The following is a 23,225-nucleotide window of genomic DNA, read 5'->3' on the forward strand; positions in this document are numbered from 1 at the left end:
TCTTCTCCTCCCTCGCTTATTTAATTGTGGTTGCAAGTGTGTCTCTTCCTGCCAGCTTCAGCAACAGGAAAGCGCCGCCGGCCATGGCAACGGCGACGATCGCCAGGGTCAGGTTGTCGACGGGAATGAGGTTGCCGCCCGGCGCCGCCAGGGCGAAGCCGGCGGCAAACAGCAGAACGCGGGCAACAGTGCGCAGCAAACCGCCATCCAGACGTCCGGCGCCGACCAGATAGCCCTGGATCGCCGCGGCGATCAGCCCCACGCCGATGAAGGCGGTTGCGATCACCGAGATCACTTCGCCCGGACTGCCTTTCAGGATCAGCGCCGGATTGAGCGCAAAGAAGAAGGGCACGATATAGATGACTGCGCCGAGCCGGATGGCCTGAAAACCGATCTTGAAAGGCGAGGTGCGGGCCAACGGCGCGGCGGCGAAGGTCGCCAGCGCCACCGGCGGGGTAATGAAGGAGATCATGCCCCAGTACATGATGAAGAGATGCACGGCCAGTGGGTCGAGCCCGGCTTTCACCAGCGGCGGCGCCAGCACGATGGCGAGGAAGATGTAGCAGGCCGTGACCGTCATTCCCATGCCGAAGAAGAAGCTGGTGATCGCGCCCATCAGCAGCAGGATCAAAGGCGAGTCGCCGGCAAGATAGACAAGATCGTTGGCCAGGGTGCCGGCCAGTCCGGTCACCGAGAAGGCGCCGATGATGAAGCCGACGCCGGCCAGGATCGCCACCAGTTCGGCAAGCGCGCGGCCGGTTGCCGTCAGCAGCTCGATCAGCCGTTCCCAGTTGAGCCGATGCCGAGGCAGGATCTGATTGATCACCAGCAGCAGGGCGGTCGCGGCAAAGGGCGCGGTGGCCTCGCGTTGCTGATAGACCATCAGGAAGATGAGCACGACGAAGACAAGGATGTAATACCAGCCGTCCTTCAATGTCTCACGCAGGCTGGGCAACTCTTCCCGCTTCAACCCTTTCAGTCCAAGGCGCGCGGCATAGGCATCGATCTGCATCGCCAGGCCGAAATAGAACAGCAGCGCGGGCACGGTGGCGGCGAGAGCAATCTCGCCATAGGAAATACCGAGGAAGCTCGCCATCACGAAAGCAGTCGAGCCCATCACCGGCGGCATCAGCACGGCGCCGGTGGAGGCCACCGCCTCGACGCCGCCGGCGTAATCGGCGCGAAAGCCGGTGCGCTTCATCGCCGGGATGGTGACGACGCCGGAAGAGATGACATTGGAAATCACGCTGCCCGAGATCGAGCCCTGCAGGCCGGACGAGATGACGCCGACCTGCGCTGCACCGCCGCGCACGCGGCCGACCAGCGCGAAGGCGACATCGTTGAAGAATCTGCCGCCGCCGGTGTGGTTCAAGGCGACGCCGAACACGATGAAGCCGATGACGATCTCGCCGAAGGCGCGCAAGGGAATGCCGAAGGCGCTTTCCGACGAGACGACGTGATAGGCCAGCGTGTCTTCCAATGTCTGGCCGATGCCGCGGATCGGTCCCGGCATCGTATCGGCGAAGACGGGGTAAAGCGAAACGATGGTGACGATCACGAAGATCGCAGTGCCGCCGGTGCGGCGCAGCGCCTCCAGGATCAGCACCCAGAGCACGGCGCCGAGGATCTTGGCCGTCATTGGCGGTGAGAATTCCCAGCCTTCAGCCAGGATCGCTTCCGACTTCCAGGCGAACCAGCCGATGGCCACAGCGGCAATGATGGCAGCGGCCAGATCGATCAGCGGCACGCTCGATCCGCTGGCGGCCTTGGCGCGCCAGGGAAAGGCGAGAAATACGAGCGGCAGAGTGGTGCCGGCCAGGACAAAGAGATAGCGGTTCTCGACCAGCGTGACGCCGAAAGCGTGCAGGTTGAACTGCTGATGCAGCACGACGGCCAGGGTGGCCAAGGTCAGGAGCGCGAAGATGGCGCGGAAAATCGGCGGCAGCCGGCGATACGATAGCTCCTCGACCATCTGATCGGCCGGCGAAACAATATCAGTGCGCGGGACGGCGCCGGCCCCTGACTGCATGTTTTTCCTCCCTGTGGCCCGATTGTCGGACAGCGGAAGCTTATGCAGTCAGGGGGCGGCGATCAATGAAACCTTGCATATGACAATATGCGTTTTGTTTCACCAACTTAGCGGTCGTCGTCGATAGGCCGCAGGGAGATTTGCGGTTTCCAGAAGGGCTGCGCGGCCTCGAAGGCGGCTATGCTGGGATCGATTCCGGCATCGCGCAGGCTGTGTATATCCAACTGGGCCAATTCCCGCCGGGCCGCGATCCGCCGCCGCCAGGTCGCCAGCAGGGTTGCGGCCGCGCGCAGAAACAGCCACCAGGAAGGGCCGCCCAGGCCGTCGAAGACGGCCGGATTGCGTGTGCCGGCCAGCCAGTCGGTCTGTCCAGGATCAGGGGCAGGCTCGGCTGCGGGCACAATGCCCCGGGGAGACGCTTCAGGCTCTTTTAAGAACGAACGATCGTTTTTTGACTGATTGAGGGAATGCTCAAGAATGCTCTGGTAGGTCATGGGTTTGGCCTTTGCTGGTTTGGTTTATCCGCCATGCTGCCGAAAGCGGCAGCGTGGTACGCAATCCACGGCGGAAGCAGCCGACGTTTCGGTCTACAGATTTCGGTCTAGGCGTTCTCGTCTACACCGGCACAAGACGCTTCAGCAGCAGCGCTTGTGTTTCCTTGGATACTCACAAGCGGCCGAACCGAAGGCCGCCTTACCAAATTCACCTGCCTTTCTTCATCGCGGCTCCGCAGCACCAGCTAAGGCTGGATCGCGGCTGCACGCAATTACGACACAGGTAATGAGCGCTGCTTCTCGGGCGCTTGCCTGTCTGCGGCCTGCTTGTCCGGCACCGATGATCGCGCCAGCAAATCGGCGAAGGCTGTTTCCGCGCGCCGCACCGCCGTCGAATCCTGCAGCAGACGGCGGTAATAGTTCATCGACATGGCGATGCCCTGCATCTCGAATGCGAATTGCCGCGGATCGAGATCGGGGCGGAAATGACCTTCCTGGATGGCGATCTGCGCGCTGCGCGCAACCGTTGCCTGCCAGCGCTGCTGCATCTCGGCGAGCTGGTCGCGCACGGGACCCGGCTTGTCGTCCAGCTCGTTCGACCAGGTCATGAAGACGCAGCCGCCCGGCATCGCGTCGTTATGCAGCATCCATTCGATGGTGTTTTTGAACAAAGCCTCGATGCGCGGCCGGCCGCGCGGCGCCTGCAAAGCGGGCTGCCAGACCATGTTGGAAAAACGCTCGGCGGCCTCCTCCAGCATCGCCTTTTCCAGCTCCTCCTTGGAGCCGAAATGAGCGAACAGGCCGGACTTGGACATCTTCAGCCGCTCGGCCAGCATGCCGATGGTGACGCCCTGAAAACCTTCGATGCTGGCCGCCCGCAGGGCTTCGGCCAAAATGGTGGCACGGGTTTGCTGACCTTTGCTCATAGAGGCAATATACGAACGGTCGTTCAGTTTGTCAAATCGATTCGCCCCGAAAAGATTGCAGGGAAAAGCCCGCCGTCTCGTGTAGGCTGATGGATACTCAAGCCTGCGAGGCAGCCATGCCGACCCGCCGCGCTCCCACACGCCGCGCCGTCTTCCTGCCGGCCGCTTTCGCGGCGGCGGTCCCAAGCCTGGTGCCGAGCCTGGTGCCGAGCCTCAGCTGGGCGCAGGTGCTCGCGCCCCGCCAGCCCCCCAGCCGCGCGCAGCAGGGCGGCGAGGAGCTCACGCCGACCCCGCAATGTATCGAAAGCAAGGATGCCGCGAGCAAGGACACGCTCACGCTGCCGCTCGCCGAGGGTCCCTATTACAAGCCGGGCTCACCTGAGCGTCATAACCTCAACGAGAATGGAATAACCGGCACGCCCCTGCGTGTGGGCGGCTATGTGCTGACGCGCAGCTGCCGGCCGGTGCCGAAGGCGCTGGTCGATCTCTGGCAGGCGAATGATGCCGGTCAATATGACGAAGAAGGCTTTCGTCTGCGCGGCCATCAATACACCGATGAACAGGGCCGCTGGCAATTCGAGACCATCGTTCCCGGCCTCTATGCCGGACGGACGCGCCATCTGCATATGAAGGTGCAGGCGCCCGGGCGCGACGTCCTTACGACCCAGCTTTTCTTTCCCGCCGACGAGCAGCGCAACATCCGCGACAGCCTGTTCAATAAACGCCTCCTGATGACAGTTGCCGCCAATGAGGCGGGCCAGATCGGCCGCTTCGACTTCGTGCTCGACATGGCCTGATCCGCCAGGCGTGATCCTTTTGCCAATCGGAAGTTACTCGGGTTGATTCACATGCACTTCCTGATATAGGTCCCCAAAGGGGGTTCTATCGGAGGCGGGTGCAGCATGGCGGTATTTCATCCGCCATTTCAGCCGGATTTCCTCGGCAAAACACATCGCGATGCGGAACGGAGCGTATGGGATGTCTTCCAGAAACTGGACGACACCTGGCATGTTTTTTATTCCGCCCGCGAGAGCAGTTCGAGCGGCTTCAATCGCGAAGTCGATTTCATCCTGATCTGGTACAACCGGATCTTCTACATCGAAGTCAAAGGCGGAATCGTCGAGGTCAATCAGCCGGCGGGGCCAGGCGTTTGCTGGCCCCGCACGACACGAGGCGGTGCCAGCCTCAAACCGGTCGATCCGACGCAGCTTTGGGATGCGAAAAAGGCGCTCCGCAACGCTATCTCGCAGATCGCGGGGAAATCTCCAGCCGATCTCGGCTATCTGGAACATGAATTCTACGTGTTTCCGCACACCTCGCGCGCGGTGCTGCAGGGGCGCAGCGTCGAGCGGAAGAAAGTGCATTACGTCTTCGCGGAAGACATCGCGCAGTTCCCTGCGAGGCTGTTTGAGATCATCCAGTCGGAAAGAGGCATCTTCGTTCAGCCCGAATGGATCGATGCCATCATCCAGAGCCTGGATTCCATGGTCGTCAAAAGCGGTAGGCATTGGCTGCATCAGGACCAGCCGCAGGCCTTGACTGCACTAAAATCCATTGCGTTCGACGCCAGCCATTGCGCGCGGCAGCCTGCGAATGATGTGCCGCCCATGGCTGCTCCAGCCATCCCACTCTCTGCCGCACCGCAGCCGATCGGCGTTGACCGCGCAGCGGGATGGCTGCGTATAGGAAAGCTGTTCTGCATCTGGCGCGGCCTTGCCGCTATCGCAATTCTGCTGGCCGTGGCGATTACGGTGTTCTTGCCTGAACGGGGCAAAGCGCCGCCTCAGGCCGATCCAAACCCGGCGGCGCAGGCAGACCAGCCCCGAAGCGAGCCGCAAGGCGCGCCGCGCATATCCGCAGGGCCAAAGGCTGGCCGAAACCGCGCGGCATCCGGGCAGAGCAAACCCCGTGAGCCGGGGTATTTCCCGGCTTTCATTCCCGCGGGCGCCATTGCCGCCGTGGAGCTGGCCCTGTCCCATGCCAGGGAATACGACCGCAGTGTGCCCTGGCATAGCGGCGACATGCATGGCTTTGCCACGCTGCAGGCGGTGGAACCAATGGGATGCCGGCGCTATAGAATCACCCGAAACGATACCGATCCCATCGGTCTGGATTTCATTCGCCGCTGCCCGTAGCCCACGCCCATAGGCCTGCCATCCAGAGGCTCCGCCATGTTCGATCTGCCGACGCTTCTCACCTTCACCGCCGCTGCTTTCGCGCTGGCGATCACGCCAGGTCCGGACATGCTGCTGGTGATGACGCGCAGTGTCGCCCAGGGCCGCGCGGCAGGACTGATCACGCTCGCCGGAATCACGGTGGGATGCTACGGGCATGCGCTGGTCGCTGGCTTTTCGCTGAGCGGCGTGCTGCTGATTGCCCCGACGATGTTCGAGATCGTGCGCTGGGCCGGCGCTGCCTATCTGCTCTTTCTCGGCATCCAGGCTTTCCGCGGCGCGGGCGGTTTCCAGCCGCCGCGCCCCGATGCGCCGCGGCTGCCTTTATGGGCGCTGTTCCGTCAGGGACTGATGACGAATCTGCTCAATCCGAAAGTGGCGCTTTTCTTCTTGGCGCTGTTTCCGCAATTCATGCGGCCCAATCCCGACACGGCGGTGTGGCAGGCCCTGGTCCTTGCCGGCGTGCTCAGCTTCGCCGGCGGCGTGGTCAATGGCGGGATTGCGCTGGTGGCGGGGCGGCTGGGGGAGTGGCTGGCGGCGCGGCCAGGCTTCGTGCGCTGGCAGAATCGACTGCTCGGCGGCGTCTTCGCCGCAATGGCATTGCGGCTGGCCTTCGATAAGCGCTGATCGTCTTGAGCTGATCGTCTCAGAAAGGCAGGCTGCGCGCAGGCATGGCGAGCAGCAGGCCGGCGATGATCACCAGCAGAGCGAAAGCGGCGGCGTGAAGTGGCGTGTTCAACATGGGCCACAACATAAAAGATTGACGGTTTAAGTAACGTAACTTTTCGGCTACCTGTGCGCTGTGATCAGGCAGGGATTTGCCGCCGCTTTTCGTTACAACTTGTTTCAGCCGCCGTTGCCGCCGTGGCCTTACAGAACCGGTCTTACAGAGCCGCGGTCTTCACACCGGCGACTTCCGCCGTGCCATCGAGGATCGCCGCCTTGATGGTCTCGAGCCCGCGCTCGAATTCCTCGATCCGCTCGCGCAGGCCGCGCAGCTCTTCCAGGGCCACATTGCCGATGGGGCGTTCGCTCTGGCTGTATTCCAGAACCAGGCTGGCATAGCGGCCGCGCATCTTGGCCAGCGCCTTGATCATCGTGTCGATCTCAGACGGCTCAATGCGGCCCAGCGCCCAGATCATCTGCGCGCGGGTGGCTTCCTGCTCCTTGATGCTGAGCTGCTGGACAAACTGACGGGCGGACAAGGCGGCCGCGGCTGCTTCCGGACCGGCCTCGCGCAGTGCCAGGCGTTCGCGGGCAGAAAGAGGCGCGGCAGCCTGCGCCTTGGCGGATTTTGCGGTGGCCTGGCCTGCCTTCAAGGCCGCTTTCAGTTCCGGCTCGACCCGCTCGGCTTGACGCAAAGACAGCAACGCAATCGCCATGACACTACTCCCGATGCAAAACGTGGCAGCAGGACAGGAGCAAGCGCCATGCCAATCCTGCTTTGGCGGTTTATCAGCAAAATCTAAGGGAACAGCACTCGCGGGCGGCAGCTTTTGCCGGGTTGCAGCAGTGAACTGGGCTTCAGCAGTCAGGGATTCAGCAATCAGGGATTCAGCGATCAGGGATTCAGGGGCGGCGCGGCCATGCTGGTTGTGGTCTGCTTAAAGCGCAGCAGCAGCCGCCAAGCCTGCGGCTGCTGGCGGTAGCTGTTCAGCGCCTCAGCCGGCAGGGCGAACTCGCCCTGGTTCGAGCGATAGCTCTGGCGCGGCGTCGACTGCCCGACCGGCAGCGTGATGCCGATCCCGGCGCCGAATTCGCCGCTCGAGCCGGCGACGCCGCCCAGGCCGAAGCCGGGCCGCCAGCTGTCGTTTGGCGGATTGCCTGCCTCGGCGGCGATGAAGCGCTGTGGCAGGTAGTTGCGGCCATCGGGCGCGATCAGCTCCATGTCGCCCAAGGGCTCCACCGCCAGAACACGGATGAACAGCCGGCCGGTTTCGCTGCCGATCCAGGCTGCGGCCCGCGGCGGTGCCGGAGCGGGCTCGGCGCAGGCGGTCAGGGCAACGAGAAGGCTTGTGGCAAGCAGGCGGAAGCAGAACAGGCGGTGCATCATCACGGCAGTATATAGGCGCGCCGCCGCCTGTTCACAGCCGCGCCGGGAGGCTAAGCTGCTGCCCCGACAGAAAATCACGATAGGGATGCGAAACGGGGAAACCACATGGCGAAGACGGGCGACAATCTTTTCGATCTGAGCGGCAAGGTGGCGGTGATCACCGGCTCCAGCCGAGGGATCGGCCGTTCCATCGCGCTGCGCATGGCCCAGCATGGCGCCAAGGTCGTGGTCTCCAGCCGCAAGGCGGATGCCTGCGAGAAAGTCGCGCAGGAGATCAGGGAGAAAGGCGGCGAGGCGATTGTCGTGCCCTGCAACGTTTCCGACAAGGCGCAGCTTCAGGCGCTGGTGGATGCCACAATCAGGCATTGGGGCAGGATCGACATCCTGGTCTGCAACGCCGCGGTGAATCCCTTCTTCGGTCCGATGAAGGACATTCCCGACGATGCCTTCGACAAGATCATGGCCGTCAACATCAAGTCGAATCACTGGCTGTGCAACATGGTGGCGCCCGACATGGCGGCGCGGCGCGATGGCGCCATCATCATCATCTCCTCAGTCGGCGGCCTGATCGGCACCAACCTGATCGGCGCCTATGCCATCTCCAAGGCGGCCGACATGCAGCTTGCCCGCAATCTCGCCGTCGAATGGGGACCGCACAACATCCGTGCCAACTGCATCGCCCCGGGCCTGATCCGGACCGATTTCGCCCGCGCGCTGTGGGAGAATCCCGACATCGCCAAGAAGGCGACCCATGGCTATGCCCTGAAGCGGGTGGGCGAGCCGGACGAGATCGCCGGCGCTGCCGTTTTTCTGGCCAGCCGGGCCGGCAGTTTCATGACCGGCCAGACCATGGTGATCGACGGCGGCGGTCTGGTGAATTTCCAAAGCGCGTGAGGGCGGTTGGGCCGGATTTTCTTGTCAGGCCGCATCCCAAAGTGACGACGCGGCGCGCGCCGTGACTTATATATAAAGCCATGCCTGCCCGCCCGAATATCCAGAACCCGCGCGAGATCATCGACCGCAAGGCGCTGACCCTGCAGTTCGAGGCGCTTAGCGGCAGCGGCCAGGAGCAGCGCAATCAGGTGCTGGCCCTCCTAAAGGGCGCGCTGGCCCAGGGCCGGACGGTGATCCGCCAGCGCTTCGAGGCCGGCACGCCGGCGCTGGCCACGCGGCAGTCGATTGCCTTCCTGACCGACCAGATCGTGCGGCTGGCGCATGACTTCACCGTCAACCGCGTCTATCGCCTGCCCAACCCGACGGCGGCGGAGAAGCTGTCGATCGTTGCCGTGGGCGGTTACGGGCGCGGTGAAATGGCGCCTTTCTCCGACGTCGATCTGCTGTTCCTGTTTCCCTACAAGCAGACGCCCTGGGGCGAGCAGGTCGTCGAATACATGCTTTATCTGCTGTGGGATCTGGGCCTGAAGGTCGGCCATGCGACGCGCAGCGTCGATGAATGCATCCGGCTGAGCCTTGCCGACGTGACCATCCGCACGGCGATCCTGGAGCAGCGCTGGATCTGGGGCGACCAGGAACTGGCGCAGCAACTGAAGGCCCGCTTCCAGTCGGAAATCTGCGCCAAGACCGGTCCGGATTTCATTGAGAAGAAACTGGCCGAGCGCGATGACCGCCATCGCCGCATGGGTGATTCCCGCTATGTGGTCGAACCCAACATCAAGGAAGGCAAGGGCGGTCTGCGCGATCTGCACACCCTGGTGTGGATCGCCAAATACGTCTACAGCGTCGACGATGTCGGTGAGCTGGTCGGCCGCGGCTTGCTGACGGCGGAAGAATACCGCCGCTTCAACCAGGCGATGGAATATCTCTGGACCGTGCGGATTCATCTGCACTACATCACCGGCCGCGCCGAAGAGCGTCTGACCTTCGATACCCAGACCGAGATCGCCAAGGCGATGCATTACGCCGACCGCCCGGGCCGGCGCGATGTCGAGCGCTTCATGAAGAAGTATTACCTGATCGCCAAAGAGGTCGGCGATCTGACCCGCATCTTTGCGGCCGCTTTGGAAGAGCGCCACAAGAAGAAAAAGCCGCTGGCCGCGATCCGCGCCAAGATCAAGCGTCTCAAGACGCTGGATGGCTTCGAGATCGAAGGCGGCCGCGTCAATGTGCGCAGCGAGGCGCTGTTCGAGAAGCAGCCGATCAAGATGCTGCGCCTGTTTCATCTGGCGCAGGAGCAGGGGCTGGACATCCACCCCGAGGCGCTGCGGCTGGTGCGCCGCAGCCTCAAGCTGATCGATGCCAAGCTGCGCAACGATCCAGACGCCAACCGGCTGTTCATGGAGATGCTCTGCTCGGTGAACGATCCGGAGACAACCCTGCGGCGCTTGAACGAAGCAGGCGTGTTAGGCCGCTTCGTGCCTGATTTCGGCCGTGTTGTCGCCCAGACGCAGCATGACATGTATCACACCTATACGGTGGACGAGCACACGATCCGCGCCATCGGCATCCTGTCGAATATCGAAAGCGGCGCCCTGAAGGAGGATCATCCGCTTTCGGTGCATGTGATCAAGGAAGTCGTCTCGCGCCGCGTGCTGTATGTCGCCGTGCTGCTGCACGATATCGCCAAGGGGCGCGGCGGCGATCATTCCATCCTGGGCGAAAAAGTGGCCCAGAAGCTCGGTCCGCGCTTCGGGCTGACGCCGGCCGAAACCGAGACGGTGGCCTGGCTGGTGCGCTGGCATCTCGCCATGTCGGCGACGGCCTTCAAGCGCGACATTGCCGATCCGAAGACGGTGATCGACTTCGCACAGCTTGTGCAAAGCCCCGAGCGGCTGCGCCTGCTGCTCTGCCTGACGGTGGCCGATATCCGCGCGGTGGGACCCAACGTCTGGAACGGCTGGAAAGGGCAGCTGCTGCGCGAGCTCTATTATCGCGCCGAGGAATATCTCTCCGGCGGCTTCACCGGCCGCGGCCGCGATCAGCGCATCGCCGATACCAAGGAGAAGGTGCGGGCGCTCCTGAGCGACTGGCCGAAGGCGGAGATCGACCGCCTGATGAAGCGCCATTATGAGAATTACTGGTATTCCAATGACGCCGAAACCATCGCGCGTCATGCCCGCTTGATGCGGACTGCCGATGCCGAGAAGCGCGCGCTGACCACCGACACGATTGCAGACCGCTTCCGCGCGGTGACGGAATTCACGCTCTACGCGCCCGATCATCCGGGCCTGTTCGCCCGCGTTGCCGGCGCGATGGCGGCCAGCGGCGCCAATATCGTGGACGCGAAGATCTTCACCACCAATGACGGCATGGCGCTGGACACTTTCGTGATCCAGGACCTCGATGGCGCGCCCTTTGACAAACCGGACCGGCTGAAGAAGCTGAACACCGCCATCGAGCGCGCGCTGTCCGGCGATCTGAAGCTGCGCTCGGCCATCGCGCCGGAGAAACCGGGCCTGCCGAGCCGCGCGCGCGTCTTCAAGGTCGAGCCGCGCGTGCTGATCGACAATATCGCCTCCAACCGCTGGACGGTGATCGAGGTGAACGGGCGCGACCGGCCGGGCTTCCTCTATGACGTCACCCGTGGGCTTTATGACCTCAACCTGACGATCGGCTCGGCTCATATCGCGACCTATGGCGAGCGGGCGGTCGACGTCTTCTATGTGCAGGATCTGACCGGCATGAAGCTGACCGACAAGCGCCGCCTGCAGCAGATCGAAAAAAACCTGCTCAAGCGGCTTGCCCCGCCGGAGGAGAAGCCGGCGGCTGCCAAGGCCAAGGCGGCTTGATTTTGCCCTCACCCCCGGTCCCTTTTTTTTGACAAGCGAAAGAGGGAGGGGTCCAAAGAAGCCGGGAGGATGAGGGAAAAACACATGGATGCCATGATTCTGCTGTGGCATGACGGTGCAAATCCTTCGCCGTCCGGTTACTAATCCCGCCCATGTCTTTATTCCGCGCCATCGCCACTGTCGGCAGCCTGACGATGCTCAGCCGCATCGCCGGCTTCGTGCGCGATCTGCTGATCGCCCGCTATCTGGGTGCGGGCGTTCTGGCCGATGCCTTCTTCGTCAGCCTGCGTTTGCCGAATTTCTTCCGTTCGCTGTTTGCCGAGGGCGCCTTCACCGCCGGCTTTTTGCCGATCTTCGCCAAGACGGAAGCCGCCGAGGGCCGCGCAGCGGCCAAGGAATTCGCCGAACAGGCGCTCAGCATCCTGCTGCCTGTGACCTTTATCTTCAGCGCCCTGGCGCAGATCGCGATGCCGGCGGTGATCTTCATCTTGGCGCCGGGCTTTGCTGATGATGCCGACCGCTTCGATCTGGCGGTGCTGCTCACCACCATCACCTTCCCGTATCTCGTCTTCATCAGCCTTGCTGCGCTCTATGGCGCGATGCTGAACAGCGTCGGGCGTTTTGCCGCCATGGCGGCGACACCGATCCTCTTGAATCTGACGATGATCGCGGGCCTGCCGCTGCTCTCGCCCTATGCCGGCGGACCGGGCCAGGCGCTGGCCTGGTCGGTGCTGATCGGCGGCATGTTGCAATTCCTCTGGCTGGCCAATGAGGCGCGCCGCGTTGGCCTGTCTTTGCCGCTGCGGCTGCCTCGCCTGTCGGGGAAGGTGCGTCAGCTCTTCCGCCTGGTGCTGCCGGCCGCCATCGGCGCTGGCGCCACCCAGGTCAATCTGATCGTCGGGCTGATGCTTGCCTCGCTGCTGCCGACTGGCGCGGTGTCGTATCTGTTCTATGCCGATCGCCTGAATCAGCTCACCGTCGGCGTGGTCGGGGTCGCCATTGCCACCGCCTTGCTGCCGACCATTGCCGCGCAGCTTGCCCGCGGCGAGACGGAAGCGGCCATTGCCAACCAGAACCGCGCGCTGGAATTCGGCCTGCTGCTCTCATTGCCGGCTGCGGCGGCATTGATCGCCGTGCCGTTTCCGATCATCTCGATCCTGTTCCAGCGCGGCGAATTCGATATCGCCACCGCGCAGGCCACCGCCGATGCGCTGCTCGCCTATGCCATCGGCCTGCCCGGCTATGTGCTGGCGCGCAGCCTGACGCCCAGCTTCCACGCCCGCCAGGATACGACAACGCCGGTCCGGCTGGCCCTGGTCAGCATTGCGGTCAATCTCGGCGGCGGCGCCCTGCTGATGCAGTGGCTCGATCATGTCGGCCTGGCGCTGGCCACGGCTGTGGCGGCCATCGTCAACACGCTGCTGCTGGGCATCGTGCTGCGCCGCCGCGGCCATTGGCATATGGATGCGCGCCTGAAAAGCCGCGGCTGGCGCATCCTGGCCGCGACACTGGTGATGGCGGCAGCCTTGTTCGTGCTGGATCGCTTCCTGCTGCCTGGCTGGTATGCCGGCGGCGATGTGCCGCGGCTGGCCGCCCTTGTCGTGCTGGTGGCGGGCGGGATCGCTGTCTATCTGGCGGCCGCGCTCGCCTTCAAGGCCACCCGGCCGGCGGAATGGAAGGCGATGCTGCGCAAGCCGCCGAAATCACAGCCCGCCGGCAGTTGACGCGCTCCCCGCGCGGCGCGATAACCCGCGCGCTCATCTTCCCACAACCGGAGCCTTCCACCGCTCCACCGAAAGGGACTTACTCATGGCCTTCCAACGGCGCATCTTCTCGGGCATCCAGCCCACCGGCAATCTCCATCTCGGCAATTATCTCGGCGCGGTCCGCAACTGGGTCGCGCTGCAGAATGATTTCGAATGCATCTTCTGCATGGTCGACATGCATGCGATCACCGCCAGCCTCATCGATCCCGATGAGCTGCGGCGCTCCACCCGCGAACTGGCCTGCGCCATGATCGCGTCCGGCATCGATCCGAAGAAGAACATTCTTTTCAACCAGTCGCAGAATCCGGACCACGCCACCCTGGCCTGGGTGTTCAACTGCGTCGCCCGCATGGGCTGGATGAACCGCATGACGCAGTTCAAGGAGAAGGCCGGCAAGGATCGCGAGAATGTCTCTCTCGGCCTGTTTGCCTATCCGGCGCTGATGGCGGCCGACATCCTGGTCTACAAGGCGACCCATGTGCCGGTCGGCGAGGACCAGAAGCAGCATATCGAGCTGACCCGCGACATCGCGCAGAAGTTCAATTTCGACTATCAGAAAGAGGTCTTCCCGCTGACCGAGCCGCAGATCTTCGGCACGGCGACCCGCGTGATGTCGCTGCGCGACGGCACCAAGAAGATGTCGAAATCGGATGCCTCCGATCAGTCGCGCATCAATCTGACCGATACGGCCGATGCGATCGCCGACAAGATCAAGCGCGCCAAGACCGATCCCAATCCGCTGCCCGACAGCAAGGAAGGTCTGGAAGGCCGGCCGGAGGCGCAGAACCTGCTCGGCATCTATGCCGCCCTGTCCAACAAGACGATGGACCAGGCCATTGCCGAATGCGCCGGCAAGGGCTTTGCCGAGTTTAAGAAGATGCTGACCGAGGTCGCAGTGTCGGTCCTTGGGCCGATCACGGCGGAAATGCGGCGTCTGATGGACGATCCGGGCTATGTCGACGGCATCCTGCGCGACGGCGGCGAACGCGCCCGGGCGCTGTCGGCGCCGGTGATTACGGAAGTCTACGACACGATCGGCTTCCTGCGGCCGTAAATCGAACCGCTTGCGCCGCCTGCCCGGCTGAACAAACGGCGCATCACCCTGGCCAGGCTCATGACCTGGCCAGGGTGATGGCGTCTTTGCGGCCTTTGCCCTTGAATACTCAGCACGTCGCGCCCACATCCTTTGGGTCCTTCCGCAACGCGGCCGCCGCCATGACCGATCCCGATTATTCCGACGAATTCGATACTTCCTGGCGTGCCCGCCTGCGCAGCAACGGGTTGATCATCACCATTGCCGCGATCGTGCTGATCTTCGGCCTCTACTATCCGGTCGGCATGCTGATCGCGCACAAGGTCGACGACGATCTGAATTACGAGGTGGCGGCGAGCGATCAGGTCGAATCCGGAAGCCGCACCGTGGCCATGGCGGCCTCGCTGATTGCGCGCGAAGTCGACCGCAACGGCTGGGTGGCCAACGATCCCTTTTTCATGCCTGGCTCGATGCTCGACAACATGCCGAACTATCAGCTCGGCATGATCCATGCGCTGGGGCGTTTCGCTTTCCAGCTGGTCGATCAGATCGGCCGTACCCGCGGCTCCAGCCAGACCGACAGCGATCTGCAGGAAGCCGCCGGCCTGCTGCAATATTCCGGCACCAAATGGATCTTCGACTTCTCGACTTCGCTGCTGCCGACCGCGAAGTCGGAGGATCAGTATCGCAAGGGCCGCCGGGCCTTGATGGATTACAATCGCCGGCTGGCGCAGGGCCAGGCCGTGTTCGAACGCCGCAGCGACAATCTGCAGGCGACGCTGGAACGGATCGCGCTTGATATCGGGTCCTCATCGGCAGCCATCGACCGGCGCATCCGCGAGGGCAGCGTGATGCTGATCGACTGGGAAGGCGATGACGTCTTCTACAGCGTCAAGGGGCAGCTTTATGCCTACTACATGCTGCTGCGCGAACTGCGCCATGACTATGGCAACGTCGTGCGCGACCGCGAACTTGGCAATACCTGGGATCAGATGCTGGCATCCTTCGCAGCGGGCGCGGGCTTGAAGCCGCTCGTCGTCTCCAATGCGAAACCCGATGCAGTGATCCTGCCGAATCATCTCGCCTCAATGGGCTTCTACGTCGAGCGTGCCCGGACGCAGATCTACGAGATCGTCAACATCCTGCAGAAGTAGCGATAAAACTTCTTAAAATTCTGCACGCTTGCGCAAAGCGGGCGGGAAGTGGCAACCTGTGTTCATGAGCGAGACGGCCGCTGCCGCAAAAATCGAAGCCAAACGGCGCAGCAAATTTCTGGTGGTGGTCGATGACACGCCGGAAGTGCGGATCGCCGTGCGCTACGCCACGCGGCGCGCGCGCAACATCCGTTGCGGCGTCGTCATGCTGCGCGTGGTCGAGCCGGTGGATTTCCAGCAATGGGCCGGTGTTGCGGACATCATGCGCGAAGAGGCGCATGATGCAGCCGAAGCCCTGCTGCAGAAGCTGGCCGAGCAGGTCAATCAGGAATCCGGCATCATGCCCGAACTGGTGATCCGCGAGGGCATTGCCCGCGAGGAAATCCTCAAGCTGATCGAGGAAGAGCCGGAGATCCGCATGCTGGTCCTGGCTGCGGCACCGGAAAGCGAAGGTCCCGGGCCTCTGGTCGCCGCCTTCAGTCAGATGGCGGGGACGCTGAAGTTCCCGATTACCATCCTGCCCGGCAATCTCACCGACGAGCAGATCGACCGGCTGACGTAAAATCGTCTGGCCTGAGCCGTCGCTTCATTCCGCCGCTCATTCATATCCGGCGAAGCATTCATCGGGCAGGGTGAACAGTTCCTGCGGCTCCTGCACGCCGCGCAGGCCGTGGAAGCCGAGCGACAGGATCGGGCAGTCGTTCACCTCAGCGGCAAAGCTTGGCGAGATCAGCAAAGGCCGGTTCAGCACCTTGGTCTGCGTTTCAACGCGCGCCACTTCGTTGACGGCACGGCCGATCACGGTGAAGTCGAGCCGGTCCTTGGCGCCGATATTGCCGAAGACCACCTTGCCGACATGCAGCCCGATCCCGATTTTCAGCGGCGGCGCCCCGCCGATGGCACGGCCCTGGTTGATCTCGTGCAGCCCGGCAAAGGCGTCCTGGGCCGCCTGCAGGGCGCGGCGGCAGGCATCGGCCCGGCCGCGATTCTCCTCCACCCGGAAGATCGCCAGCAGGCCGTCGCCGATGAATTTCAGCACTTCGCCGGCATGGGCCTGGATCGGCGCCGCCATGGCGTCGAAGTAGCTGTCCAGGGTGGCGACCACCTCCTGCGCCGTATGGCGGTCGGAAAAGGCGGTGAAGCCCCGCAGGTCGGACAGCCAGATCGCCGCCTCCACCTCGTAGCCCTGACCGCGGCGGAAGTTGCCGGCCAGGACGCGCTTGGCCGGGCCATGGCCCAGATAGGTCTCCAGCAGGTCCCGGGTCATGCGCCGGCCGGCCTCCAGTTCCAGGCGCAGCGCGATCAGCGGCATCAGCTCCATCAGGTAGCTCAGCTCCTCCGGCCGGAAGCCGCCGGGCCGGTCGGTGGCGAAGCTCATGAAGGAGATATTGGCGCTGCCATCGGCGCTCATGCCGGGGCCCTGGGTGAAGCGCATCGGCAGGGCCAGGTAATCGGTGGCGCCGATGGCCTTGAGATCGTGGAGCACGCCGTAATCCATCGGCGTGTCCGGCAATTCGATATGGCGGCGGATCGCTGCTGCGCCCTGATGGATGGTGTAGATCGGGCTTTCCAGATATTCGCGCGATTGCCGCACCTCATGGCCGCGCGCCGCCATGGTGACGCCCTGTCCCCGGGTCCAGGAGAAGCCGCGGGTCAGCGTCAACGGGTGCATGGAGGGCAGGCCGGTGCTGACGCGCAGCAGCGGGATGCCTTCCTGGAGCAGATGGCGGCAAAAACCCTCGATCAGATCGCTGATCGGCATCACCTCGCCGCCATGGTCGATCAGCCACCGCGCCGCAGGCGTGAGAACGTTACGCGAATCGGGCCAGCTCGACAGCCGTTCGACCTCCGCCAGTTCCCCGCTCATCGTCCCCTACCTATTGGGGAGCGGTCCCCGCTCCTGGGGAAAACCTTGGATTCTATCCACATCGGTTAAAAATCTTTCAACCGTTATCCCGCTGGCGCAAGGAAGTTGCGTCGCCGCTTTTTAGCCCCACTCGTCGCCCTTGATATTTGAGAACCCCCTGACCAATTTCCAGAGGCTTTCACGGAACCAGCCAATGTTCATCCAGACCGAGACTACGCCGAACCCGGCGACACTGAAATTCCTTCCCGGCCGCGACGTGCTGCCGGCGGAGCTGAATGTCGCCACGGCGAACTTCCCCGATGCCGAGGCCGCCAAGGCTTCGCCGCTGGCGACCCGGCTGTTTGCCGTCTCCGGCGTGGAGGGGGTTTATCTCGGCTCCGACTTCATCACCGTGACCAAGGCAGCATCGCGCGACTGGACCGAGCTCAAGCCGGCTCTGCTCGGCGCGATCATGGAGCATTTCATGGCCGGCCTGCCGGTGATGAATGCGGATGCCGATGCGACTTCGGCGCCGGCTGCCGATGAGCAGTATGATCCCGCCGACCGCGAGATCGTGCTGCAGATAAAGGAATTGATCGACACGCGGGTCCGGCCCGCCGTGGCGCAGGATGGAGGCGACATCGTCTTCCGCGGTTTCGAGCGGGGTGTTGTCTATCTGCATATGCAGGGCTCCTGCGCCGGTTGCCCCAGTTCGACCGCTACGTTGCGCTACGGCATTGAGAACATGCTGAAGCATTACGTGCCGGAAGTCTCCGAAGTGAGGGCAGTTCAGTAGTCACCCCGGGCGGTCCAGGTTCGGGACCGTTCGGTTCACGCGTTTCCTGGTGGGGGATCGCACAAGGGCAACGCCCTGCGTGAGCCTGACAGCTGTGTCGGCTTACGCTGCTCGTTACGGCGTTGAGAACTGTGGAGGTTTGACCCATGGCGGCAAGTCGCGACCGTCGATTATTGGCGCTCGGTTCTGACGTGCGTCTTGTATTGTCGGGCTTCGGTCTGCTGCTGGCTGTAGGCCTCGGCTCCGGGATCGGCGTCGGCTTGCTTTCCAGCCAGCAATTGACCCGCGTGCCGGGAGTCTCTCTGCCGGCCACTGCCGACAATGCGTCGCTGAGCAGCAGCGTCCAGGATGCCTGGGACCGCCTGCGCCAGATCGCCCAGATCGACTGGCGCCATGTCGTTGAGCCTGCCCGCAATCTGGCCGAGAATCTGGCTGAGCGCGCCAAGTCCAATACCGCCAGTTCCGCGCCGCCTGAGGAAACGGTCGCCACCGTCTCGCCGGAAGAGGCTGCCCGCCGCGTTGCCGAGGGCCGCCGCCTCTCGCCGCACCGTACGGCCTTGCGTGCCGATCCGAGCCGCACTGTCGATGCCATGCTGACCCGTTTCGAACAGCAGGGCTTCGAATTGGCCGATCTGCGCTCGATCTCCGGCCAGCTCGAAGTGCCGCGCATCTTCCTGACCTCGCTGCCGATCGATATCGCGGACGTCACCCTCACCGAGAAGCGCAAGCGCGCCTTCGTGAAGGTGATGCTGCCACATATCCTGCGCGAAAATGAGCGGATCACCGAAGACCGCGAGCGCCTCATCAGCCTGCATGAGCGCCTGCAGCTTGGCCGCGCTTTGAGCGCGCGCGACCGCCAGTGGCTTGAGCAGCTTGCCTCGCGCTATGGCCTCGATGAGGTCGATACCGCGGAGCTGCTGACGCGCGTCGATGTGATTCCGCCGGCGCTTGCGCTGGCGCAGTCGATCGAGGAATCCGGCTGGGGCACGTCGCGTTTTGCCCTCTTGGGCAACGCCGTCTTCGGTCAATGGACCTGGACGCCGGGCGCCGGCATCGTGCCGGAGAACCGCCCGGAAGGTGAGACCTACGAGGTGCAGCGCTTCACCAGTCTGGAGAACTCGGTGGCCGCCTATATGCGCAACCTGAATACCAAGACGAGCTATCGCGAGTTCCGCGACCGGCGCGCGGCAATGCGCGAGCGGGGCGACATGGACAGCTATCAGCTGGCCGGTCATCTGCAGCGCTATTCGATCCGCGGCGCCGATTACATCCGCACGATCCGCTCCATCATGCGCTCGAACAACCTCGAACTGTTCGATGCCGCCCGCCTGATGGACGAGCCCGCGCCGCTGTTCAGCAATATCGATTTCTTCGGCAAATCCTGACCATTCCATTGCCGCATGCGCCATGCCGCGTTCTGCATGCGGCATGGTGCCGCGCTTTTTTGGCGGTATTTGAGCCATTCCCCCTCCTTGCAGCCGAAGGAATGCGACCAATATACTTGTCAGATCGGTCGCGTGATTCGACGCCGCGCCGATTCCGCCGGCCCGGCGGTGACGATCAGGGCGAAAGGCGATGAGGTAATTCCAACATGACAATCCGTTTTGTGGCTGCACCGCGTGCTTTGCTCGCCGTGGCAATGGCCGCTGCGCTCGGTCTGGCCGGTTGCGAAGGCAGCAATGCGCAACTGAACAAGGAAACCGTAGGCACTGTGCTGGGCGGCATTGGCGGCGCCGTGCTGGGCGCACAGTTCGGCAAAGGCACCGGCCAGCTGGTCGGCGTTGCCGCCGGCGCGCTGGCGGGCGCCTGGCTTGGCAACCAGATTGGCTCTTCGCTGGACAAGGCTGACCGGGCGGCGATGGAACGCGCCAGCCAGCAGGCTACCACGGCACCCATCGGCCAGACGATTTCCTGGCGCAATCCCGATAGCGGCAATTCCGGCACGGTGACGCCGACCCGCGAGGGCACGGCGGCAACGGGCGAATATTGCCGCGAATTCCAGCAGACCGTGACGGTCAACAACAAGACCGAGCAGGCCTACGGCACGGCCTGCCGCCAGCCGGACGGCAGCTGGAAGATCGTCAGCTGATCGAGCGATGCAGCGCCAGAGCATGACAGCCTCCCTTTTTGCGAAGTCCGCCGGGAAATCCCTGCGGGCCTTGCTGCTGGGTGCGTCTTTGGCGCTGCCGCTGCTGCCTGCTGTCTCGTGGGCGCAGGATGCCAGGCCCACGGGCGCATTTGCCGCCGGCGTGCAGGCTTTCGAAGCCGGCAACTATGAAGCCGCCTATCAGGCCTGGCTGCCGCTGGCCCAGCATGGCGATGTCGCCGCGATGCGCAATATCGGCCATCTCTACCGCTGGGGCCAGGGCGTGCCGCAGGACATGAACCAGGCGATTGCCTGGTATCGCCGGGCCGCCGAAATGGGATTCGCCCGCGCTCAGGCCAATCTCGCCGCGATCTATCTGCAGGGCGAGGGCGGCGTGCCGGTCGACTACGCCGAGGCGCTGAAATGGTTCGATGCCGCCGCGAAGCAGGGCCATGCGGTGGCGCAGTACAATCTTGGCCTGATGTATGAACTGGGGCTGGGTGTTGAGAAGAACGAAGCCGCTGCGCTCGGCTGGTATAACAATGCCGCCAAGGCCGGGCAGCCCGACGCGCTGGAACGCCTGTCGCTGCTGGTGATGCGTCGCGAGGCGGCGCCGTCCGACAAGCCCGACCCGGCTGCTGCGAAAATCGAACCGCAGGCCGCGCCGGCGCCAGCGCAATCCGCACCAGTGCCGCCAGCACCCGCGCCAGCCCCGCCCGCGCAAGCCTCCGAACCTTCGCAATCCGCGCAGCCAGCGCCGCGCATGGTTGAAGAACCTCTGCCGCAGCTGCAGGTCGAGCCTGCAACCGTCGAAAACAGGGTCCCCGTGGAGGATACTGCGAAGGAAAAGAAGGCGGGAGATGACGCCCGGGAGGGGCGCAGCCTGCTCGGCAGCTTCTATTCCGCCATCACCTCCGGCGGCGGCGTGTCCTTGCCAGATCTGTTCTCGCTGGGCGATGATGCGGCGCAGACGGATGCCAAGCCCGAAGGCGGCCAGTCCGGCGGCAAGGGGTCCCAGCCATGACGTGGAATCCTGCCCATGCGTGATCCTTACGAGGTATTAGGGGTTCCGCGCAGCGCCAGCCAGGACGAGGTGCGCAAGGCCTACCGCAAGCTGGCGAAGGAATTCCATCCGGACCGCAATCCGAACAATGCGAAGGCGGCAGAGCGCTTCAAGGAAATCTCCGCCGCCTACGACATCATCGGCGATTCCGACAAGCGGGCGAAGTTCGACCGCGGCGAGATCGACGCCGCGGGTCAGCCGCGCGCGCGCGGCGGCTTCTATCAGGGCGGCTTTCGCGGCGGCCCGCGCGGTCCGTTCGGCGCCGGGCAGCAGGCGGGCGGCGGCTTCTCCGGCTTTGATTTCGGTCCGGGCGGGGCTGAGGATATTTTCGACGAGATATTCAGCCAGATGCGGCGCGGCCGCGCGGGCGGCGGTTTCAGCGGTGCGCGACGCACCACGGCAGCGCAGCGCGGCGCGGATCGCCGCTTCAATCTCAAGATCGGCTTCCTCGACGCTGCGCGCGGCTGCAAGCGCCGCCTGACCTTGCCGGAGGGCAAGCAGCTCGATGTCACCATTCCCGCCGGCATGGCGGATGGGCAGCAGATCCGTCTGCGCCATCAGGGCGATCCCGGGCGCAATGGCGGCGAAGCCGGCGATGCCCTGATCGAGGTGAATGTCGAACCGCATGCCTTCTTCACCCGTCAGGGCGACGACGTGCATCTCGAATTGCCGGTCACTCTCGACGAGGCCGTGCTCGGCGCCAAGATCGCGGTGCCGACCATCGACGGCATGGTGGCGGTCACGGTGCCGAAGGGTGCCAGTTCAGGCACGACCTTGCGGCTGAAAGGCCGCGGTTTCCCCCTGCGCGGCGGCGCCCAGGGCCAGCGCGGCGATCAATATGTGAAGCTGAAGATCGTGCTGCCGGAGAAGCCCAACTCTGCCTTGGAAAAGCTGATCGAGGGCTGGGTCAAGTCGAACAAATACGACGTGCGGGCGAAGTACACGGTAGAGTGATCTGGCGCTATTCCGTCCGCTTTGCGCCTCCAGGCACGGGCCATATAGGCGAATTAACGAAGCATTCACCATTTCGGCTCAGCCTATATGGGCATCGCCGCAGGCATTTTACGCGCTTGCGGGAGAGTCAGGCGGGACTCTATCGTGACCCGCAACCATTCCGATTCGCCTAATCGATTCGGGTAGGGATTCGATTTGGTCGACACCAGGCAGATGTATACGCGGCGGATTGTCATCACTTCCTTGCTCGGCTTGCTGGGAACAGCGGCTCTGCCCGCGCATGCCCAGTCGGCCAAAAAGGGCAGGGTGCCGCTGCCGCGCAGCAAGCCCACGCCGCCCAACAACGCCGCAATTCCGCCGCGCCCGCCCGCGGTGCTGGTGCTCGATCCCGGTCATGGTGGCCGCGATCCCGGCGCCATTGGCGTGACCGGCACGCTGGAGAAGGACGTCACGCTCTCCATCTGCCAGACCATCCAGCGGCTGCTGAGCGGCCGCAAAGACCTCAAGGTCTATCTGACCCGCAACAGCGACAGCTATATCAGCCTGCCGGGCCGCGTCTCCTTCGCGCATGAAAAGAGCGCCGACCTGTTCGTGTCGATCCATGCCGATGCGGCGCCGAACCGCTATGCGCGCGGCCTGTCCGCCTATTCGCGGGCGGATAAGGCATCGGACGATTTTGCCCGCCAGTTGGCTGACCGCGAAAACCAGGTCGACACCATCTATGGGTTCGACACCTCCCATACCGATAAGCAGACGGCGGCGATCCTGATCGATCTGGCGCGCCGCCATAGCCATAATGCCTCGCTTTCGGCCAAGCGCCGCATCGTCACCGGCGTTGGCCGGCGCGTGCAGCTTTTGGACAATCCGATGCGGGCGGCGAATTTCGCCGTGCTGCGCTCGCCCGCCATTCCGTCCGTGCTGATCGAGACTGGCTTTTTGAGCAATCCCCAGGACGAGCGCATCCTGCGCAATCCGAAGAGCCGCGCCGAGCTGGCACGCTTCCTGGCTGAACAGATCGCACCGGTGACGCTGGATCTGCGCGAGGCGTAAGCGGCCTTGACCGCTTGTGACCGGCAGCACAGCATCGCGACGATCAGCGCCATAA

The 23,225-nt window shown here is 63.9% G+C and carries 21 protein-coding genes; 15 read left to right on the forward strand and 6 right to left on the reverse strand.

Features of this window, described 5'->3' with window-relative positions:
- Window positions 1-16: 16 nt before the first annotated feature.
- From Q0603_RS19065 to Q0603_RS19075, 3 genes are all read right to left on the reverse strand, one after another.
- Entirely contained in the window at window positions 17-2,029 is a 2,013-nt protein-coding gene (locus Q0603_RS19065; protein ID WP_298728695.1) for a TRAP transporter fused permease subunit, read from the reverse strand.
- 107 nt (window positions 2,030-2,136) lie between these two features.
- Window positions 2,137-2,430, reverse strand: a complete 294-nt coding sequence (locus Q0603_RS19070; RefSeq protein ID WP_298728697.1) for a DUF1127 domain-containing protein — start codon at window positions 2,428-2,430, stop codon at window positions 2,137-2,139.
- Window positions 2,431-2,795: 365 nt separating this feature from the next.
- Window positions 2,796-3,449, reverse strand: coding sequence for a TetR/AcrR family transcriptional regulator (locus Q0603_RS19075; protein ID WP_298728699.1), 654 nt, complete (start codon window positions 3,447-3,449; stop codon window positions 2,796-2,798).
- 116 nt (window positions 3,450-3,565) lie between these two features.
- Between Q0603_RS19075 and Q0603_RS19080 the strand changes: the two genes are divergently transcribed.
- The 3 genes from Q0603_RS19080 to Q0603_RS19090 all read left to right on the forward strand — a co-directional run bounded on the left by Q0603_RS19080 (window position 3,566) and on the right by Q0603_RS19090 (window position 6,250).
- On the forward strand, window positions 3,566-4,246 hold the full coding sequence (locus Q0603_RS19080; RefSeq protein ID WP_298728701.1) for an intradiol ring-cleavage dioxygenase: 681 nt from the start codon (window positions 3,566-3,568) through the stop codon (window positions 4,244-4,246).
- A 105-nt stretch (window positions 4,247-4,351) separates the two neighbouring features.
- Entirely contained in the window at window positions 4,352-5,584 is a 1,233-nt protein-coding gene (locus Q0603_RS19085) for a nuclease-related domain-containing protein (protein ID WP_298728703.1), read from the forward strand.
- A 36-nt stretch (window positions 5,585-5,620) separates the two neighbouring features.
- Window positions 5,621-6,250 carry a LysE family translocator gene (locus Q0603_RS19090; protein WP_298728705.1) on the forward strand — a complete coding sequence of 210 codons (630 nt, stop codon included), beginning with the start codon at window positions 5,621-5,623 and terminating at the stop codon, window positions 6,248-6,250.
- Between the two features lie 257 nt (window positions 6,251-6,507).
- Here Q0603_RS19090 and Q0603_RS19095 read toward each other — a convergent pair whose 3' ends face one another.
- Complete coding sequence (locus Q0603_RS19095) at window positions 6,508-7,005, reverse strand: hypothetical protein (protein WP_298728708.1); 498 nt, start codon at window positions 7,003-7,005, stop codon at window positions 6,508-6,510.
- 179 nt (window positions 7,006-7,184) lie between these two features.
- On the reverse strand, window positions 7,185-7,679 hold the full coding sequence (locus tag Q0603_RS19100) for a hypothetical protein (RefSeq protein ID WP_298728711.1): 495 nt from the start codon (window positions 7,677-7,679) through the stop codon (window positions 7,185-7,187).
- A gap of 102 nt (window positions 7,680-7,781) precedes the next feature.
- Between Q0603_RS19100 and Q0603_RS19105 the strand changes: the two genes are divergently transcribed.
- The 6 genes from Q0603_RS19105 to Q0603_RS19130 all read left to right on the forward strand — a co-directional run bounded on the left by Q0603_RS19105 (window position 7,782) and on the right by Q0603_RS19130 (window position 15,937).
- Window positions 7,782-8,570: an SDR family oxidoreductase gene (locus tag Q0603_RS19105; protein WP_298728713.1), complete on the forward strand. Its 789-nt coding sequence runs from the start codon at window positions 7,782-7,784 to the stop codon at window positions 8,568-8,570.
- Window positions 8,571-8,650: 80 nt separating this feature from the next.
- Entirely contained in the window at window positions 8,651-11,422 is a 2,772-nt protein-coding gene (locus Q0603_RS19110; protein WP_298728715.1) for a [protein-PII] uridylyltransferase, read from the forward strand.
- 152 nt (window positions 11,423-11,574) lie between these two features.
- Window positions 11,575-13,146, forward strand: a complete 1,572-nt coding sequence (gene murJ, locus Q0603_RS19115) for a murein biosynthesis integral membrane protein MurJ (protein WP_298728717.1) — start codon at window positions 11,575-11,577, stop codon at window positions 13,144-13,146.
- 85 nt (window positions 13,147-13,231) lie between these two features.
- Window positions 13,232-14,242 carry a tryptophan--tRNA ligase gene (gene trpS, locus Q0603_RS19120; RefSeq protein WP_298728719.1) on the forward strand — a complete coding sequence of 337 codons (1,011 nt, stop codon included), beginning with the start codon at window positions 13,232-13,234 and terminating at the stop codon, window positions 14,240-14,242.
- 161 nt (window positions 14,243-14,403) lie between these two features.
- On the forward strand, window positions 14,404-15,375 hold the full coding sequence (locus Q0603_RS19125; RefSeq protein ID WP_298728721.1) for a DUF2333 family protein: 972 nt from the start codon (window positions 14,404-14,406) through the stop codon (window positions 15,373-15,375).
- A 64-nt stretch (window positions 15,376-15,439) separates the two neighbouring features.
- Entirely contained in the window at window positions 15,440-15,937 is a 498-nt protein-coding gene (locus Q0603_RS19130; RefSeq protein WP_298728722.1) for a universal stress protein, read from the forward strand.
- A gap of 36 nt (window positions 15,938-15,973) precedes the next feature.
- On the opposite strand, the gene Q0603_RS19135 is transcribed toward Q0603_RS19130, so the two are convergent.
- Window positions 15,974-17,242: an adenylate/guanylate cyclase domain-containing protein gene (locus Q0603_RS19135; protein ID WP_298728724.1), complete on the reverse strand. Its 1,269-nt coding sequence runs from the start codon at window positions 17,240-17,242 to the stop codon at window positions 15,974-15,976.
- Between the two features lie 193 nt (window positions 17,243-17,435).
- Between Q0603_RS19135 and Q0603_RS19140 the strand changes: the two genes are divergently transcribed.
- The 6 genes from Q0603_RS19140 (at window position 17,436) to Q0603_RS19165 (ending at window position 23,170) form a co-directional block, all read left to right on the forward strand.
- Window positions 17,436-18,017, forward strand: a complete 582-nt coding sequence (locus Q0603_RS19140) for a NifU family protein (RefSeq protein ID WP_298728726.1) — start codon at window positions 17,436-17,438, stop codon at window positions 18,015-18,017.
- Between the two features lie 146 nt (window positions 18,018-18,163).
- The gene (locus tag Q0603_RS19145) at window positions 18,164-19,402 is read left to right on the forward strand and encodes a glucosaminidase domain-containing protein (protein WP_298728728.1); all 1,239 of its coding nucleotides are present in this window, start codon (window positions 18,164-18,166) and stop codon (window positions 19,400-19,402) included.
- A 206-nt stretch (window positions 19,403-19,608) separates the two neighbouring features.
- A complete protein-coding gene (locus Q0603_RS19150; RefSeq protein WP_298728730.1) occupies window positions 19,609-20,106 on the forward strand; it encodes an RT0821/Lpp0805 family surface protein in 498 nt (165 codons plus the stop codon).
- Window positions 20,107-20,128: 22 nt separating this feature from the next.
- Window positions 20,129-21,127 (forward strand): tetratricopeptide repeat protein, encoded by a 999-nt coding sequence (locus Q0603_RS19155; RefSeq protein WP_298728734.1) that lies wholly within the window; start codon window positions 20,129-20,131, stop codon window positions 21,125-21,127.
- A 15-nt stretch (window positions 21,128-21,142) separates the two neighbouring features.
- A complete protein-coding gene (locus Q0603_RS19160; RefSeq protein ID WP_298728735.1) occupies window positions 21,143-22,120 on the forward strand; it encodes a J domain-containing protein in 978 nt (325 codons plus the stop codon).
- A gap of 195 nt (window positions 22,121-22,315) precedes the next feature.
- Window positions 22,316-23,170: an N-acetylmuramoyl-L-alanine amidase gene (locus Q0603_RS19165; protein ID WP_298728737.1), complete on the forward strand. Its 855-nt coding sequence runs from the start codon at window positions 22,316-22,318 to the stop codon at window positions 23,168-23,170.
- Window positions 23,171-23,225 lie beyond the last annotated feature (55 nt).

Origin of the sequence: uncultured Ferrovibrio sp., assembly GCF_937960835.1 — a bacterium.
Lineage (GTDB): Bacteria > Pseudomonadota > Alphaproteobacteria > Ferrovibrionales > Ferrovibrionaceae > Ferrovibrio.